This window comes from Arthrobacter pascens (assembly GCF_030815585.1).
GTDB classification, from domain to species: Bacteria; Actinomycetota; Actinomycetes; order Actinomycetales; family Micrococcaceae; genus Arthrobacter; species Arthrobacter pascens_A.
In genome coordinates this window covers 4,264,950-4,281,586 of sequence record NZ_JAUSWY010000001.1, presented here as the reverse complement: position 1 = coordinate 4,281,586, position 16,637 = coordinate 4,264,950, and the positions used below count along the sequence as shown (strand labels likewise).

The 16,637-nt window shown below is 65.6% G+C and carries 17 protein-coding genes; 7 read left to right on the top strand and 10 right to left on the bottom strand.

Annotated elements, in window-relative coordinates; translation table 11 throughout:
* Window positions 1-218 precede the first annotated feature (218 nt).
* The 3 genes from QFZ30_RS19830 to QFZ30_RS19820 all read right to left on the bottom strand — a co-directional run bounded on the left by QFZ30_RS19830 (window position 219) and on the right by QFZ30_RS19820 (window position 2,730).
* Window positions 219-422, bottom strand: a complete 204-nt coding sequence (locus QFZ30_RS19830) for a hypothetical protein (RefSeq protein WP_307079192.1) — start codon at window positions 420-422, stop codon at window positions 219-221.
* A gap of 123 nt (window positions 423-545) precedes the next feature.
* The gene (locus tag QFZ30_RS19825; protein ID WP_307079190.1) at window positions 546-1,994 is read right to left on the bottom strand and encodes an amidase; all 1,449 of its coding nucleotides are present in this window, start codon (window positions 1,992-1,994) and stop codon (window positions 546-548) included.
* Window positions 1,987-2,730, bottom strand: a complete 744-nt coding sequence (locus QFZ30_RS19820) for a Type 1 glutamine amidotransferase-like domain-containing protein (RefSeq protein ID WP_307079188.1) — start codon at window positions 2,728-2,730, stop codon at window positions 1,987-1,989. Before QFZ30_RS19820 ends, QFZ30_RS19825 begins: the two co-directional genes overlap by 8 nt.
* Before the next feature lie 111 nt (window positions 2,731-2,841).
* Between QFZ30_RS19820 and QFZ30_RS19815 the strand changes: the two genes are divergently transcribed.
* The 3 genes from QFZ30_RS19815 (at window position 2,842) to QFZ30_RS19805 (ending at window position 4,493) form a co-directional block, all read left to right on the top strand.
* Window positions 2,842-3,168: a rhodanese-like domain-containing protein gene (locus QFZ30_RS19815; protein WP_307079186.1), complete on the top strand. Its 327-nt coding sequence runs from the start codon at window positions 2,842-2,844 to the stop codon at window positions 3,166-3,168.
* Window positions 3,169-3,210: 42 nt separating this feature from the next.
* On the top strand, window positions 3,211-4,191 hold the full coding sequence (pheA, locus tag QFZ30_RS19810; RefSeq protein ID WP_307079184.1) for a prephenate dehydratase: 981 nt from the start codon (window positions 3,211-3,213) through the stop codon (window positions 4,189-4,191).
* A 95-nt stretch (window positions 4,192-4,286) separates the two neighbouring features.
* On the top strand, window positions 4,287-4,493 hold the full coding sequence (locus QFZ30_RS19805) for a hypothetical protein (RefSeq protein WP_307079182.1): 207 nt from the start codon (window positions 4,287-4,289) through the stop codon (window positions 4,491-4,493).
* Between the two features lie 35 nt (window positions 4,494-4,528).
* Here the strand turns inward: QFZ30_RS19805 and QFZ30_RS19800 are convergent, their stop codons facing one another.
* A complete protein-coding gene (locus QFZ30_RS19800) occupies window positions 4,529-5,590 on the bottom strand; it encodes a diacylglycerol/lipid kinase family protein (protein ID WP_307079179.1) in 1,062 nt (353 codons plus the stop codon).
* A gap of 88 nt (window positions 5,591-5,678) precedes the next feature.
* On the opposite strand from QFZ30_RS19800, the gene serS reads away from it, so the two are divergent.
* Window positions 5,679-6,959 (top strand): serine--tRNA ligase, encoded by a 1,281-nt coding sequence (serS, locus tag QFZ30_RS19795; RefSeq protein WP_307079177.1) that lies wholly within the window; start codon window positions 5,679-5,681, stop codon window positions 6,957-6,959.
* Between the two features lie 19 nt (window positions 6,960-6,978).
* Here serS and QFZ30_RS19790 read toward each other — a convergent pair whose 3' ends face one another.
* The gene (locus tag QFZ30_RS19790) at window positions 6,979-8,022 is read right to left on the bottom strand and encodes a hypothetical protein (protein WP_307079176.1); all 1,044 of its coding nucleotides are present in this window, start codon (window positions 8,020-8,022) and stop codon (window positions 6,979-6,981) included.
* Between the two features lie 271 nt (window positions 8,023-8,293).
* On the opposite strand from QFZ30_RS19790, the gene QFZ30_RS19785 reads away from it, so the two are divergent.
* Complete coding sequence (locus QFZ30_RS19785; RefSeq protein WP_307079174.1) at window positions 8,294-9,154, top strand: HAD family hydrolase; 861 nt, start codon at window positions 8,294-8,296, stop codon at window positions 9,152-9,154.
* Window positions 9,155-9,274: 120 nt separating this feature from the next.
* Here QFZ30_RS19785 and QFZ30_RS19780 read toward each other — a convergent pair whose 3' ends face one another.
* Window positions 9,275-9,874 carry a hypothetical protein gene (locus QFZ30_RS19780; protein ID WP_307079172.1) on the bottom strand — a complete coding sequence of 200 codons (600 nt, stop codon included), beginning with the start codon at window positions 9,872-9,874 and terminating at the stop codon, window positions 9,275-9,277.
* A gap of 202 nt (window positions 9,875-10,076) precedes the next feature.
* Between QFZ30_RS19780 and QFZ30_RS19775 the strand changes: the two genes are divergently transcribed.
* Window positions 10,077-12,473, top strand: a complete 2,397-nt coding sequence (locus QFZ30_RS19775; RefSeq protein WP_307079170.1) for a phosphoketolase family protein — start codon at window positions 10,077-10,079, stop codon at window positions 12,471-12,473.
* Here the strand turns inward: QFZ30_RS19775 and QFZ30_RS19770 are convergent.
* Window positions 12,458-13,783, bottom strand: coding sequence for a carboxylesterase family protein (locus QFZ30_RS19770; protein WP_307079168.1), 1,326 nt, complete (start codon window positions 13,781-13,783; stop codon window positions 12,458-12,460). The two genes, QFZ30_RS19775 and QFZ30_RS19770, sit on opposite strands and share 16 nt — an antisense overlap.
* A 154-nt stretch (window positions 13,784-13,937) precedes the next feature.
* Window positions 13,938-14,426, bottom strand: a complete 489-nt coding sequence (locus QFZ30_RS19765) for an inorganic diphosphatase (RefSeq protein WP_307079166.1) — start codon at window positions 14,424-14,426, stop codon at window positions 13,938-13,940.
* Between the two features lie 150 nt (window positions 14,427-14,576).
* Here QFZ30_RS19765 and dacB point away from each other — a divergent pair, with 150 nt between their 5' ends.
* Window positions 14,577-16,091, top strand: coding sequence for a D-alanyl-D-alanine carboxypeptidase/D-alanyl-D-alanine endopeptidase (dacB, locus tag QFZ30_RS19760; RefSeq protein ID WP_307079164.1), 1,515 nt, complete (start codon window positions 14,577-14,579; stop codon window positions 16,089-16,091).
* Here the strand turns inward: dacB and QFZ30_RS19755 are convergent.
* Entirely contained in the window at window positions 16,088-16,300 is a 213-nt protein-coding gene (locus QFZ30_RS19755) for a hypothetical protein (protein WP_307079162.1), read from the bottom strand. The genes dacB and QFZ30_RS19755 overlap by 4 nt on opposite strands.
* Before the next feature lie 62 nt (window positions 16,301-16,362).
* Window positions 16,363-16,590: a hypothetical protein gene (locus tag QFZ30_RS19750; protein WP_307079161.1), complete on the bottom strand. Its 228-nt coding sequence runs from the start codon at window positions 16,588-16,590 to the stop codon at window positions 16,363-16,365.
* Between the last annotated feature and the right edge of the window lie 47 nt (window positions 16,591-16,637).

Here is a 16,637-nt window from a genome sequence, read left to right as displayed (position 1 = left end):
TTACTAAGCATGCTTACATTTCCACCCTAATGGCAGCGCGGTGATGATGTATACCCGCAGGGCGTACCCCAGCCACCCGCGGTCGCCTCTGGTGCGTGGCGGGAGGGCAAATCGCGCCGTGTCCCAGCTCCGGCCGGGCGCATCGCGGCCGCAGTCCTTCGGCGCAACAGAAGGGCCCCCCGGAGGAGGCCCTTCTGTTGCTGCGTCAGGCCGACCGGTCACACCCTCTCGGGTGCGCGGTCCGTTGCCGGCTCCTGGACGGCTGGCGTCTTACGGCGGAGCGGGAAGGCCCAGAACTTGTAGTCCTGTGCCGTCACATGCGGCTCCGGATCGACCCGTGGATTATCCTGCTTTGTCTCGGGTTCCCGATCGGCTTCCTTCCGGATGCCCCACCCGAAATCCTTGCTCGATGAATAGCACATCACAGACCTCCTCTTAATGACTGCCCTTTAATCGTCCTCCCTGTGAGCCTCCGAGTCGACACCCGGTTCTTAACAGCCGGTAGTACTGGGACAAAAAGATCACCGTGAATGACCGGCTGTTCCCTAGAAACCGAGCTGTGCTGCCACTTGAAGCAGGAGCAACTCCGATCCCAGGGGTCCCACCAGCTGGATGCCCATCGGCAGCCCTTCACCCGGCCGCCCGCCGGTCCAGTGCACCGGGATGGTGATGGCTGGCAGTCCGCAGACGTTCACCATCGAGGACCAGGGTGCGTACTCACATTGTTTGCGGTAGTCGCCGTCCGCATCCCCTGCCCACTCTGACGCCGGCCAGCGGTCATCGCCGTGGGCGGCGCCGGTAAACCAGCCCACCGGGCGCGGGAGCTGCGCCAGTGCTGGCATCAGCATCAGGTCCCACTGCCCGTACTGGGTGACGGTATCGCGCTCGAACTGCCGCAGGAACGCCAGCGATTCGTTGAGTTTTGCGGCGCTGCGCTGCTGTGCCCGGCGTCTGAAGGCCCGGGTGAGGGGTGCCAGCAGCGCTTCCCGGTGCGGACTGATCCTGGCAGTTCCGACGGCGGCAGTCCAGGCCGTGGTGAAGGCGTCCGGGTAGCGGTTGTCGTAGCGGACGGCCGCCTCCGTGACGATGTGTCCGGCGTGCTCCAGGAGTGCTGATCCTGCCAGCAATGCATCCAGCGCCTCCTTCTCCGGCGTGAACGGAAAGGTGGTGGACAACGGGCTGTCCAGGGTCAGGCCGATCCGCAGCCGGTCCGGCTCGTGTCTGACCGCCTCGCGGTAATTGGCGCCCGGCGGTGGCGCCAGTGCGTCCATCATGAGGGCCGCATCCTCGGCGCTCCGGGCCAGGGGTCCTGCGACCACCAGCCGCGCGGGATCTCCCGAGCTCTCGCCGGACGGCACCAGCCCCCGGCCCGGCTTCAGGCCAACCAGCCCGCAAGCCGCTGCCGGGATGCGTACCGAACCGCCGCCGTCGGTCCCTGGCGCGAAAGGCAGCATTCCCGCGGCCACCGCGGCAGCGCTGCCTCCTGAGGAACCTCCGGAACTCCGGCTGGGGGCATGCGGATTGCGCGACGGCGGGGCGATGCGGTTTTCGCTGTAGGCCGTCAGCCCGAACTCCGGAACCTGGGTTTTGCCGAGCGAGATAACGCCCGCGGACTTCAGGACAGCCACTAGCCCGCCGTCCATGAGTGCGGGTTTGTGGTCCAGGGCCGCACTGCCGTGCGTGGTCACCACGCCGGCCACGTCCGCCAGGTCCTTGAAGCCCAATGGCATTCCATGGAGCACGGCCAGGCCTTCGGCGTTTTGCTTGCCGGGAGATACCTCCGGGAACCCCTTCCGGAGCCGGGCAAAACGCTCATCGGCCAAGCGGGCGTCTGCCATGGCCTGGTCCGCCGTGAGTGTGACAAAGGCGCCCAGCAGGCGGTTTTTCGACTCAATCCTTGCCAGGAAATGCGCCGCGGCCTCCCTTGCCGAGAGCTCTCCCGTCTGCAGTGCATCCCGCAACCTGACCGCGGAAAGCTCATGGATCTCAGCCAAGGAAGCGCGGCTCCAGGCGCAGTTCGGAAGCGGCAGCGCCGCCGTCGTCCGCGTTCTGCGCCGTGACGATGTAAGCGCCCTTGCCGCGGACTTCCGCCACCGCCTCCACCAGGTCGGTGCCGTGATACACCAGCCCCACGCCGTCGTCGGTGCAGTGGGTTTCACCCAGGGATCCGTCGGCCACGAGCTGATGCACCAGGGGGCGCCGGCGCTCCTCAGAATCGTAATGCACCCCATTCGCGTACGGCAGGAAACCCAGGCCGTTGGTGACCGCGCGCAGTTCCGGTCCGAAAGAATCCGTGGTGCCGCCCTGGAACCAGCAGATGGAACCGGCCGAGACGCCTGCCAGGACGACGCCGCGCTGCCACGCCCGGTGGAGGATCCCGTCAAGGCCGTGCGCACGCCACACCGCCAGCAGGTTCACCACTGAGCCCCCGTTCACCCATACAACGTCCTGCTCCAGGAGATGGGCCTCCGGGTCCGCATGGTTGGGCATCGTGAAGAGGTTCAGGTGGCTGAAGTCGAAGCCGGCCAGGCGGGCAGCCTGGTCCATCTCGGCATTGAACCAGCGCTGGTCACCGGAAGCTGTGCCCACGTGCGTCACGCGCGGTGCCCTGCCGCTGACGCCGGAAAGGTCGACGGCGTGATGCGCCAGCCGGTCAAACTCCAGCCGGGTTCGGAGGCCGGGCTTGTAGCCTCCGGAGGTTGCCAGGATGGTGGGCTGTTCAGCGGGCAAAGGTCCTCCTAGTAGTCATCTAGAAGCGTAACTTGCCCAGAGTTTCCGGAGCGCGGTGACCGGCTGGCGCTAGGCTGGGTAAAGACCATGATTTTCCGAAAGAGGACTCCCATGAGCGATTTCGATACCGTGCCAGTCAACGACGTTCCTGCCGACGCCCTGATCCTGGACGTCCGGGAAGACTACGAGTGGGTGGCGGGGCACGCAGAGGGCGCCGTCCACATCCCGCTGGACCAGCTTCCGGCCCGGCTGGACGATCTGGACCCGGACCAGGACCTGTATGTCATCTGCCGGACAGGCGGACGCTCCTTCCGGGCAGTCCAGTGGCTCACGGGCCAGGGCTACGCAGCCATCAATGTGTCCGGCGGCATGGATCAGTGGCTCGAGGCCGGTAGGCCGCTTGTCTCCGACAACGGACTCAAGCCTTTGGTCCTTTAGCCACTCCCAGCCCTTCCATTTATAACCACAAAGGAATATTCGATGCCGGCGTCCCCCGTTACGTACACCTTCCTTGGGCCAGAGGGCACCTTCACCGAGGCGGCACTGATGCAGGTTCCGGACGCAGCGGAAGCAACGCGCATCCCCGCTTCCACGGTGAATGCGGCGCTGGACAAGGTCCGTGACGGTTCCGCAGACGCGGCCATGGTCCCCATCGAGAACTCGGTAGAGGGCGGCGTGACGGCCACCCTTGACGCCATAGCCAGCGGGCAGGAACTCCGTATCATCCGCGAGGTCCTGGTGCCCATCAGTTTTGTTTTGGTTGCCCGCCCCGGAGTGGCAGTCTCCGATATCCGCCGGATCTCCACGCACGGGCATGCTTGGGCACAATGCCGGCTGTGGGTGGACAGGAACATCCCCGGCGCGGAGTATGTGCCGGGGTCATCAACCGCGGCGTCTGCGATGGGGCTGCTGGCAGGCGACGCGCATTACGACGCCGCGATCTGCGCACCCATCGTGGCCCAGGAACAGCCGGAACTGTCGGTGCTCGCCGGGGACATCGGCGACAATCCTGGTGCCGTGACCCGGTTCGTCCTGGTCAGCCGGCCAGGGGCGGTGCCGGAGCGGACCGGGGCAGACAAAACCACCGTGGTGGTTCCGCTGCCGGAAGACCACCCCGGTGCCCTGATGGAAATCCTGGACCAGTTCGCCAGCCGTGGCGTAAACCTCAGCAGGATCGAGTCCCGGCCCACCGGACAGTACCTGGGCCATTACTTCTTCAGCATCGACGCCGACGGGCACGTGGGTGATGCCAGGGTGGCTGATGCCCTTGCAGGGTTGCACCGCATCAGCCCGGCCACCCGCTTCCTCGGTTCGTACGGGCGCGCAGATGCGCAGAGCGCCTACGTTGCCCCGCACACCTCGGACGAGGCATTCCGGGCGGCCCATGAATGGGTGGAAGCAATTCTGCAGGGGGAACCCATCGCGTCCGAAACCGTTTCCGGGGCTTCGCCCACAGCGTAGGTAAATGCCGCCCCGGGTACTTCCGCCTGTCTGGCACTGTGCGTATGCTTACTTGATCCACCTTGGTGGATGGCCCCTAACGAAGGGAGCGGGTCATGACTACCAGCAGCACTGACAATGACGGCCAGGGAATGATCGTTAATCCCAAGCCGACTGCCGATAACCAGGATTGGGACGGCGACGAAGCAGACCGCGCTGACCGCCTGCGCTTCGAAGAGGAACAGGCCATGATCCGCGAGCAGTCCGAGGCCCGGGCCGCCGCCAAAGCCGCAGCTGAAGCCGCCAAGAAGGCCAGCGCCTGACGCCTGGCGTTCCGTGATCCCGATGCGCCGGCCGGTCAGGCCTGCAGCTGTCCCTTTACCCGGATCAGCAGGGACCGCGGCTCCACGCGGACAGTGACTTTGGTGGCCTCCCCGGAGGTGTCGCCATCCAGTTGCGTGGGCATCGGCTCCGGGCATTTGATGACCACCTTCCCCGACCGGTACATGGTCATGATGGGCAGGTTCCCCTTGTGTTTGAAGAGGATTTTCCCGTACATGGCCACCCAGCCGATGGCGCTGCGCGGACTCATCACCACCACATCCAGCATCCCGTCGTCGATCATGGCCTGCGGAATGAAATCGATGCCTCCCGGAACCAGCCCGCAGTTGGCGAAAAGCACGCTGCGGATGTTCCGGACCTGCTCGGCGCCGCCATCCAGGGAGATGGAGACCTTCTTCCGCCGGCCTGGCAGATGCCGCATTCCCGCCTCGGTGTACGCGAGCCACCCCACGGCTTTCTTGAGGCCGTCATTCGTGTCCGCCAGCACCTCGGCGTCCATGCCGATTCCCGCGATCACCAGGAAGGCGTGTTCGGAGGAGTGGCCCGTGCGGGAGTTCTCGATGCCCATCCTTGCGGTGTCGATATACCGCTGCTGGCCGAACAGGGCCGTCTGGACGTTCGAATGGAGGTCATAGACGTCCAGGTCCACATTGCGGGCCAGCAGGTTCCCGGTCCCCAGCGGAACGAGGCCCATGGCCACACCCGTATGCGCCAGGGACTCAGCCACCACCCGCACGGTACCGTCTCCGCCGCCCACCAGGACGACGTCGGGATCGCAGCTCAGCGCTGACTGGACCTGCGAGAATCCGGGGTCCGCGGCCGTCGTCTCGAAGAAAAGCGGGGCCTCCCATCCTGCCGTGAGGCAAGCGCGCTGAATGGCGGCTTTAGCCTCGGCAGAGCGTGCCTTGACGGGGTTCAGGATTACCGCTACCCGCTGCTGGCCGAGACCTGTCTCGTGCGCATCCTCACCGACTGCACTCCGGACATGAAGGGCCTTGAGCCTGCGCACGCCCCACCAGCTGGACATGGCGAAAGCCAGTGCCGCGGCACTCAGGAGGAAAAGAAGCCAGTCGCTCATGGTGCTTCAACAGTATCCCGGCCCGGGCGCCCGTGTTCCCGCCTCCTGCTGGCCGCCCCGCCCCCGCCGGATTAGTTACTCTTATCTGGTGATCGACGTAAAAGACCTCAGCGAAAACCCGGACAAGTTCCGTGCCAGCCAGCGCGCCCGTGGCGCAGACGAATCAGTGGTGGACACGATCATCGCAGGCGACTCCGCCCGCCGTGCAGCCCTGATCCGGTACGAGAACCTCCGGGCTGAGCAGAACGTCTTTGGCAAGAAGGTGGCCCAGGCCAAAGGTGATGAGAAGAAGGCTCTGCTGGCCGAGGTCAAGGAACTCGCCAATACGGTGAAGGCCGCATCGGCGGAGGCAGACGCTGCCCAGGCCAAGCAGGACGAGCTGCTGCGCACCATCCCCAACCTCATTGAGGACGGCGTCCCCGAAGGCGGCGAGGACGACTACATTGTGGTCAAGACGGTGGGCATGCCCCGTGAATTCCCGGATTTCGAGCCGAGGGACCACCTGGAGATCGGCGAACTGATCGGCGCGATCGACATGGAGCGCGGGGCCAAGGTGTCCGGCTCACGCTTCTACTTCCTGCGCGGTGTAGGTGCACGGCTGGAGATGGCACTGCTGCAGATGGCCATGGACCAGGCCATTGAGGCCGGCTTTGTCCCCATGATCACGCCTACGCTGGTGCGCCCCGAGACCATGCAGGGCACGGGCTTTGATGTAAAGCACGACGCCGAGATTTACCGTCTCGCCGAGGACGACCTTTACCTTGTGGGCACTTCGGAAGTGGCACTGGCCGGCTACCACGCTGACGAGATCCTGGACCTCTCCGCAGGCCCCATCCGGTTTGCCGGGCAGAGCTCCTGCTACCGCCGCGAAGCCGGATCACATGGCAAGGACACCCGCGGCATCATCCGTGTGCATCAGTTCAACAAGGTGGAGATGTTCATCTACACCACGGTTGAAGAGGCCGCCGCGGAACATCTGCGGCTCCTCGCCTGGGAAGAGGAGATGCTGGGCAAATGCGAGATCCCGTACCGCGTGATCGACACCGCCGCTGGCGATCTGGGCATGTCCGCAGCCCGTAAGTTCGACTGCGAAGCCTGGGTTCCCACGCAGGGGGCCTACCGCGAGCTCACCTCCACCTCCAACTGCACCACGTTCCAGGCCCGCCGCCTGAACATCCGTGAGCGTGTGGTCAATGACGATGGCGTGGCCAAGGGAACCCGCGCCGTTGCCACCTTGAACGGAACACTTGCCACCACGCGCTGGATCGTGGCCATCCTGGAGCACCACCAAAATGCGGATGGCTCCGTCAACGTCCCGGCCGCACTGCAGAAGTATCTGGGTGGCCTGGAAGTCCTCCCGGTCCTTTAGCCTCTGCAGGTTATCCCCGTCATGTGGTCAATTCCCCCGGTAATGCCGCGGGGAATTGACCACGCCGCGGGGATTTCTGCGCTGTTATCCCCGCCGCTGCGAGTTTCTGGCCCAGCAACTGCGGGTTGGTCACGGCCCTCCAGTCCCAGCGGACCACTGTGTAGCCCAACGACCTGAGCCTGTCCTCACGCTTTTTCTCAGCCAGGATGGCTGCCCGGGTGCTTTTGCCGCCCAGCAGCGCGTCGTCGAGATACTTGGCGTCGCCGTCGAACTCGCCGATTACACCCAATTCGCGCCAGAAGAAATCCGCCCTGGCGACGAACCCTTCGGCGTCGTGAAACGTGTGCTGCAGGGCAGGTGCCGGAAGCCCCAACACGTGGATGAGTGCCCGGCTCCGCGATTCTCCGACAGACTCCGCGGTCTCGTCGGCCAACGCAAGCACTTCAAGGATGCGACTCCGCTTGGCCGCAGAAGTAATCAGCGCCGCCGCCCGCGTCAACTCATCCCTGGTCAGCCGCTCGCCTTCCGGTCGTTGGACGCTCAGCACCTGGTCGACGACGGCGACGGCCTCAGGAAGCTCCATGCGGACGATGGAGTCGGTTAACGTCTGGACTAGGGAGGTGACCGTCGTTCCCCGGCGCGGCACGACGTCGGCCGTCCAGTGGTGCCGCGCGATTCCATAGCCACGGACGTTCTCAAGCCCCGTGAGGCCTGTCTTCGGGTCCTTCGCGGCATGGGTGGTGGGTGGCAGACATCCGGCTTTGTGCGGTGAAGCTGTAAGGATGTGGATGTGCTCAGGTACGCCCGGGACAGGCAGTCTCCAAACACGCAGCGCTGTCAGGTAGCAAAACACGGTGCGAGGGTCTGCGCAAGCCACAGCGGCCGTAGTCACGGAATAACGCTCCCAGGCCTTGAGCGAAGTCCATGCCGGCTTGCTGTAGTAGATACCGTGCCGGACGCGGACCAAGGCACCCTTGGCGTAGGCGCGGCTCAAGTCACGGCTGGTACCGCGAAGGGCGCGCCTGTGGCGGGCAAGAATGAGGGCAGGCGGGTCGGATTCCATGTCCCCATGCTGGGCCCGGCCACCGGCTGCAGCCAGAGCAAGCAGGCTGCATGTGGATAAGCCCCACAGATTCCCCCTCTGATGGTCATTTCCCCCGAGAGCGCCGCGGGGAAATGACCATCAGAGGGGGATTTCAGGGCGAGGCGGTGCGGAGGAAGCCCCGGAGGTTAACACTCACAACGGGGATAACCCTGTGAGTATTTACCGGGTGTTCATAGAGCCTGTGGTCTGCGTCCTAGCCTGAGTCGGGGGTGTCTGCTCTACTAGATGAATGACTACATTGACTGAAACCTCAGTCGCTGGCAACGATGACCGGCGAGAGAACGAAAACACAAAGACAAGCAACAAGCTCATGGTCGCACTGGACGTTGACGGCACCCTGGTGGACCACGACGGCCACATGTCGGCCCCTGTCCGTGAGGCTACCCAGGCAGTAGTAGCGGCCGGCCATACGGTCATGATCGCCACGGGCCGCTCGCTCAACGCAACCCTGCCCATCATTGAGCAGATCGGCATCGAACGGGGCTATGCCGTTTGCTGCAACGGCGGCGTGACGCTCCGGCTGGATCCGGAGCTGACCGATGGCTATGAGGTCATCCGCAAGGAAACTTTCGACCCCGCCCCCGCCCTGCGGGCCCTCCGCGAGCGGCTCCCGTCCGCCAAGTACGCCCTTGAGGACGAGAACGGCAACTTCCTGTCTACGGAGCGCTTCCAGGACGCCAGCTTCGGGGTGGAGGCCATCGGCGTCGACTTCCACACCATGCTGGAAGCCACAGCCGTGCGGGTGGTGGTGTTCAGCACCGAGAACACGCCGGAAGAATTCAAGCAGGCCATCAAGCACGTCGGCCTTGCAGGAGTCACCTACTCCGTGGGCTGGACTGCGTGGCTGGACATCGCCGCGGCCGGGGTGACCAAGGCCAGCGCGCTGGAGCACCTCCGAGACCAGCTGGAGATCGAATCGCACCGGACGGTGGCGATCGGTGACGGCCGGAACGATATCGAGATGCTCACCTGGGCCGGCCGTGGAGTGGCCATGGGCCAGGCGCCTGAGGAAGTCATCGCCGCCGCGGACGAAGTCACGCACTCCGTGTTCGAGGATGGCGCCGCCCACGTGCTTCGCAGCCTCCTCTAGGGCGGGAAAGGCCGAACCTGGACCGGAGCGGTGCTCTACGGGAGTGCCCGGCACCGCCGGCCGAAGGCCCGTTACGAGAAAATCCTCCCCGGCTTCGGTGCCTTGCAATAACTGTGCCGTTCAGCGCACCTCAAGGATCAGCGCCAGCAGCCGGGCGGCGGCCGGGCGGGCAGCGTGTTCCTCGTTCCACTGGGCCCTGGCCACCGCTTTGCTGACGGCCTGGGTGGTTATCCCCAATTCCTGGGCCACGGCTTTCTGCTGGCCGCGGACGCCTGGAGTCATGAGGTCCAGTACTCGCCATTCGGCGCCGGACCTGCCGCGGACAATGTGCCCCATCAGCCGGAGCACGGCCTCGGCCTCGTGGGCCAGGTCAGCGAGCGGGCCTTCCACGGCCACCGGCACCCGGTCCTTGCCGTTCCGGAGGCGGTCCACAGCACGCCTGGCGTAGATGAGGCCGTGCCCGGATGCGTCCTTGATCTGGTTGGGCAGCGGTTCATTGACGGGCCCCACACCGATCCCCACGTACCAGGAACCGCACCGCAGGGCGATCAGCGCAGCCTCCACCGCCTGGTGCGGGCAGTCCACAATGCCCTGTACCTCGTCCTCCACCGACCGGTCGAAGTCAAGGCGCGCCGGAATGTGCCGCAGGTCCTTCAACAGCTGAGGGACGCGGTCGCCGTCGCGCCGGCTATCCGTTTGGTTGATGGTCAACGTGAACATTGTGGATCAAAGAATACCCGTAGGTAGTCTCGGGGCAAGGGCGGATGGCGGCCCCAGGCAAACGCAGCCCGGGAGGATCATCACAACGCGGTTCGGGGGCAAAGGACACAACACGGCCCGTCCAAGGGTTGTGCCCGCGCGCTGCAGATGTTGCGATGGAGGATCGGCTGCTGGATGCGGCAGGAGCAACGTGAGGATGGTTATGGCCGGCAGCATGGGGCAGGACGAACTGGAACACGTGGACCGTTGGTGGCGGGCAGCAAACTACCTTTCCGTAGGGCAGATATACCTGCGCTCCAACGCGCTGCTGCGGAAACCGCTGACCGCCGAGGACACCAAATCCCGCCTCCTGGGGCATTGGGGCACCACCCCCGGGCTGAACTTTGTTTACGCCCACCTGAACCGGCTGATCCGCAGGGACTCCCACGAAATGCTCTTTGTCGCGGGGCCCGGCCACGGCGGACCCGCGGTGGTGGCCAACGCCTGGCTGGAGGGGACCTACTCCGAAATCTACGGCCACGTACGCAATGATGAGGCCGGGATGGCTGAACTGTTCCGGCAGTTTTCGTACCCGGGCGGCATCCCCAGCCATGCTGCGCCGGAGACCCCTGGATCCATCAGCGAAGGCGGCGAGCTGGGCTACGCGCTGGCACACGCGTACGGTTCGGTGTTCGACAATCCCCAGCTGATCACAGCCGTCGTGATCGGAGACGGTGAAGCGGAAACCGGACCGCTGGCGGCGAGCTGGCATTCGCATAACTTCGTGGACCCCGCAGCGGACGGCGCCGTGCTGCCCATCCTGCACCTGAACGGCTACAAGATCGCCAACCCCACCATCCTGGCGCGCATGCCGGAGGAGCAGCTGGAGCAGCTCCTGCGCGGCTACGGACACGAACCCTACTTTGTGACGGTCTCGGATCCGGACGACACTGCCCACGCGCACCGCGACTTTGCCGCGGCGCTCGAAGACTGCGTGGCCGGAATCCGCGCCATCCAGGACTCACGCCGCGCTCCCGGCAAGGAAGACGGCCACGAAGCGGACGGCGCACCGCGGTGGCCCATGATTGTGCTGCGCTCACCCAAGGGCTGGACAGGCCCGCGAACGGTGGACGGACAGCAGGTGGAGGGCACGTGGCGGAGCCACCAGGTTCCGCTGGCCGAAGTCCGCACCAACACTGAGCACCTGCAGCAGTTGGAGGAGTGGCTGCTGTCGTACCGGCCGGAGGAATTGTTCGACGGCGACGGCCGGCTCCGGCCTGACATCGCGGAGACCGCACCCACCGGGAACTTCCGCATGAGCGCCACGCCGCACGCCAACGGCGGGCTGCTGCGCCGTGCGCTGGAGCTGCCGGCCTACGCCGAACACGCGGTGGACGTGGCGGAGCCAGGAACCGAGCGGGTCAGCCCCATGATCACGCTGGGCTCCTGGATGCGCGACGTCATCTCGCTGAACATGGAGACGTTCCGCCTCTTCGGCCCCGACGAAACGGCATCCAACCGGCTCCAGAACGTCTACGAGGTCACCGACAAGGTGTGGCAGTATCGGATCGACGACGCCGACGAGCACCTTGCCCGCTCCGGCCGGGTCCTGGAGGTGCTTAGCGAGCACCTGTGCCAAGGCTGGCTGGAGGGCTACCTCCTGACGGGCCGGCATGGCGTGTTCAGCTGCTACGAGGCCTTCATCCACATCGTTGACTCGATGTTCAACCAACACGCAAAGTGGCTGAAGGTCCATCGGAAACTCCACTGGCGCCAGCCCGTGGCCTCCCTGAACTACCTGCTGTCCTCCCACGTCTGGCAGCAGGACCACAACGGCTTTTCGCATCAGGATCCGGGCTTCATCGACCACGCGATCAACAAGAAGGCCGAGGTCATCCGGGTATACCTGCCGCCGGACGTGAACACCCTGCTTTCCGTCATGGAACACTGCCTGGCATCAACGGACTACGTGAACATCGTGGTCAGCGGCAAACAGCCCTCGCCTACCTGGCTTGGACCTGCAGACGCGGCGCACCACTGCCGGCGAGGTCTGGGCATCTGGGAGTTCGCGGGTTCGGAGGTGCCGGGGGAGGAGCCAGACGTTGTGCTGGCCTGCGCCGGCGATGTCCCCACCGTGGAGACGGTGGCAGCGGCCGAACTGCTCAGGGAGGGGGCTCCGGGCCTGAAGATCCGGGTGGTCAACGTGGTGGACCTGATGCGGCTCCAGGATTCGAGTGAGCATCCGCATGGACTCCCGAAGCGGGACTTTGACGGGATATTCACCGCGGACAAGCCGATCATTTTCGCGTACCACGGCTATCCGGCGCTGATCCACCGGCTGGCTTACCGCCGTACCAACCAGGAGGGACTGCACGTACGCGGCTACAAGGAGGAGGGGACCACCACCACGCCGTTCGACATGGCCATGCTCAATGGCATCGACCGCTTCCAGCTGGCCATCGATGCCATTGACCGGGTGCCGGGCCTGGCCGAAAAGCACTCGCTGCTGCGCCAAGCCCTGCAGGACCGGCAAATTCTAGCCCGCGAACACACCCGGACCCACGGCGAGGATCCGGAGGAAATCCGGAACTGGTCGCTCGGCGCCTACGCCGAGCGGTAGTGAAACGCGCGGGGGATGCCGCCGCTATCGCCCAGGCCGTTCCCGCGGGCAAAAGATGCCCACAGCCCACGCAGCGCCCGTCCGACGTCGTTGATCTCTTCCCAGGTGGCGCCGTCGAGAAGCCCGGCAGCTGCCCAGGTCTTCTGGTTTCCAAACAGCAGCGGCAGGTCCACGGTGTGGGCGGCGCCGTAGTAGTTGCCGGGTGCTCCCCAGGAGAGTACGTAGCTGTGGGCCTTGCCGCCGGCGCGGGCGTGGCGGCGTGCGAACTTCCGGGCTGCCCTGCCATACACCGCTTCCGTCACCACCCAGCTGATCATCCTGACGGCCGCACTGCCGAGAACCGGGACTTTGCCCAGCAGGCTGACCAGGGGGCTGCGTGGCAGGAACAGGCGTGCCTCTTCAGACGTGTGCCCGATCAGCACCTCGATGTCAGGAGCTGTTGTGTTCCATGCCGACTCAACCCCGGTTTCCGGCGGCAACGGGGCGTGCCCGTATTGGGTACCGAACGGCATGGCCGCCATTAGCCCGTATTTCCGCGCCACCTGGGAAACGCGGTCCTCAATAGCCACGACGTCCATAGCAGGGGTGTTCTCCGTGACGGCCTCCGCCGCGATCCCCATGGCGCGGCTCATTCGCTCCCGGCCGCGGGTGATGCCCAGCGGTGCGCTCTGGATGATGGCCCGCTGGAACAAGGTGGGCGCTTCCGGAGTCGCCATGAGGTGGGCTACCGCGTCGCCTCCTGCGGACTGCCCGAAAGCGGTGACGCGTTCCGGGTCGCCCCCGAAGGCGGCGATATTGCGCTGCACCCAACGGAACGCTTCGAGCTGGTCCAGGAGACCGAGGTTCGCGGGACGGCCCGTGCCTGTTGCCAAATATCCGAACAAGCCCAGGCGGTACGTTACGGAGACGACGATGACCCGGTTCTCGGCAACAAGGGCCTTGGGGTCAAAGATCGCCAGGTCCCCGGAACCCGAAGTATACGAACCGCCGTGCAGCCACACCATCACCGGGACCAGCTCGCCGTCGGTAAGGTCGCCCGGCACAGTGATCGAAAGGCACTGGCAGTCCTCACTTCCGGGGAGCTCGCCGTACCGGGTGCCCAGGATGTCGTCCAGGAAGGGCACCGGGCCCTGTGGACAGGCCGGGGAGGGTGATGTCGCGGCAAAAACCGAGGTCCAGGCCGGTGCACTCACCGGGGGTTGGAAGCGGCCGGCAGTGGCATACGGGATTCCCGTTGCGCGCACCACGTCACCGTCCCGCCAGCCGGTGACCGGACCGCAGGGCGGTTCAAACGAAGGTTCGGAACTCACGGGGCAACGACTCCACAGTTTCCTTCGGAGTCTTTGTCCAGGTTATCGGACTTTAGTGCTGCGGAAAGCCCGATATCTGGACAAAAACTCGCAGATGACGACGGCGGTTGGCGCGGTCGAAGGGACCGTACCAACCGCCGTCGATGGTTAGTTGTTAGTGCGCTGCCGGGACGTAACGCTTGATGGACGCTTCCAGCTCGGCCTCGGCGGCGGCGCGGTCGCCCCAGCCTTCGGCCTTGACCCACTTGCCCGGCTCCAGGTCCTTGTAGCGGGTGAAGAAGTGCTCGATTTCCTTAATCAGGAATTCGCTGACATCGGTGACTTCCTGGATGTGGTCAAAGCGGGCGTCAACCGGGACGCAGAGGACCTTGGCGTCTCCGCCGCCGTCGTCGGTCATGTTGAAGACGCCGATGGGGCGGGACTCCACAATGACGCCGGGGTGCAGATCGAAGTCCTGCAGGAGCACCAGTGCATCCAGCGGGTCGCCGTCTTCGCCCAGCGTGTTCTCGAAAAATCCGTAGTGTGTGGGGTACTGCATGGAGGTGAAGAGGACGCGGTCCAGGCGGACGCGGCCGGTCTCGTGGTCGACTTCGTACTTGACGCGGGACCCCTTGGGGATCTCGATGGTGACGTCATGCTTCATGGAATGCTCCTCGGCAATTGCAGGGGGTTCGCGGCACAGGTGACGTTCAACAAATGGAGTGTCGGTGCCGCCGACTACTATTGAGGATATAGCGAGAGGCCCAAGTTTCAGGAACTGTGGGGAATTTCAGGACTTGAGGACCAGCACCACATGAACGAAACATCCGGCCCGGGGGCTGTCCCGAAAGCGCTCCGGCGCCTGGTCAGTCGCCTGCGGCAGGCATGGCCAGTGGCTCTGCTGCTGGTGCTGATCGTGGCCCTCGCCATCCCAGCGGCCCTGGTGGTCGCGCCGGCCTTCATGGGCCCGGAACAGCCTGCCGCCACCCCCGGCCCTCCCTCGTGGCAGCAGGTCCCTGCGACTCTTTCCCCCCGGCAGGGCTTGCCCCCGCTGCAGGATTCAGCGCCAGTTCCGCTCGCGTCCGCCGTCACGGCGCAGGTGGAGCCACTGTTAAAGGCCGACGGCGGCGGCAACTTTACGGGGCTGGTCCAGGACGCGCTCACCGGCCAGGTCCTGTTTGACCGCGGCGGTTCTGACAACAGAATCCCGGCCTCCAACATGAAGCTGCTCACCGCCGTCGCCGCCTTGCGGGCCATCGGGCCAGAGCGGCGGTTCAGCACCAAGGTCGTGGCCGGTCCCTCGGCCGGGCAGGTGGTGCTCACGGGCGGCGGCGACGTCCTTCTGCGTGCCGGTGAGTCGGCGGTGGACCAGGTGATGGGCCACGCGGGACTCGCTACGCTGGCCGCATCCACCGTGGCCGCACTGAAGCAGAACGGAACCGCCGGGGAGGTGACGGTCCTGGTGGACGATTCGCTCTTCAGCGGACCGGCCCTGAACCCGGCCTGGGCGCAAGGGGATGTGGAAGCCGGGGAAATGGCACCGCTGTATCCGCTCGCACTGAACTCTGCCCGCTTTGACCCCGCCGTAACCACCGGTCCCCGCCCGCAGGATTCCGCGGTTTCCGCCGCAGAGGCCTTTGCGGTCCAGCTCAAGACGGCGGGTGCCGCCGCGGGCCTGACGGTAAAAGCCGGCGTCGAACGTTTCACCGCGTCCAGGGCTGCAGATTCAGGGCCTCCAGAAGCGGTTGCCGCCCGGCCTGTAGTCCTGGCCGAAGTGCAGTCCGCGACGGTGAGCCAACAGGTTGACCTGATGCTGCAGACTTCGGACAACTACCTGGCCGAGGTCTTGGGACGGATGGCTGCCGCGGCCACGGGTCAGCCGGCCACCAACGATGCCGCCACCGCCACGGTGCGTGCCCAGCTCACAGAGCTGGGCATTCCCACGGACACCATGAGGCTCGCGGATGTGTGCGGGCTGGCGCTGGACAACCAGGTCTCGGCACGGCAGTTCGCGGAAGTGGTGCGCGCCATCACCTCAGGCACGGACACCCGGCTCCGCGCTGCTCTGGCCGGCTTTCCGGTGGCTGGCCTCACCGGAACCCTGGACACGCGGTACGGGGACGATTCAACGTCTGGCGGTGCCGGTCTGGTGCGGGCCAAGACAGGGACTCTGAACTCGGTGATCGCGCTCAGCGGCTACGTGGTGGACGCGGACGGCCGCCTGCTGGTCTTCTCCTTCATCGGCAACGGCCTCAGGCCCGGAGCAGACGGCAACAAGGAGGCCCTGGACCGAGCCGCCACCGCGCTCGCGGCCTGCGGCTGCAGCTAGGAAACGGCGGGATCCCGGTCGGCACCCTTGGCCGCCGGATCTTCGGCAGTGGTGGACGAAGCGGCCGCCGCGGGGGTCCCAGCCTCCGCAGCGACAGCGGCGGTGGCCGTCGTTCCCAGCAGGGCTGCCATGACGACGGCGGCGAGCACCGACTTCCAACCCTTCCCGGGTCCAACGGTCAGCGGCGCAACGGGACGGTAGGGAATCATCGGGTCCTCCTCAGGGTGGCTTGTGAAGCAGGTGCCTCTTAACACCACGGTGCCCGCCTGGTTTAGGTCCCTGCTTTCGGCATCCTGTGCTCCGGCTGTGGGTCTGTCCCCTTTCGCCGCATTCGTCGGACGGCAACCATGGACCACGCGCCCAACAGCACGCCAATCACCACGGCGACTACCCCGGCAGCAAACCATCCGCCCTGCCCGAAAATCATCATCACGACGCCGGCCAGGCACAGACCCTTCGAAGCGACGTCCAGATACAAAGGACCTCTCAGGTAATCCATTTATCCACGGTAAACCCGGATCCTGCCCACCGCACGTGGCCGTCTGA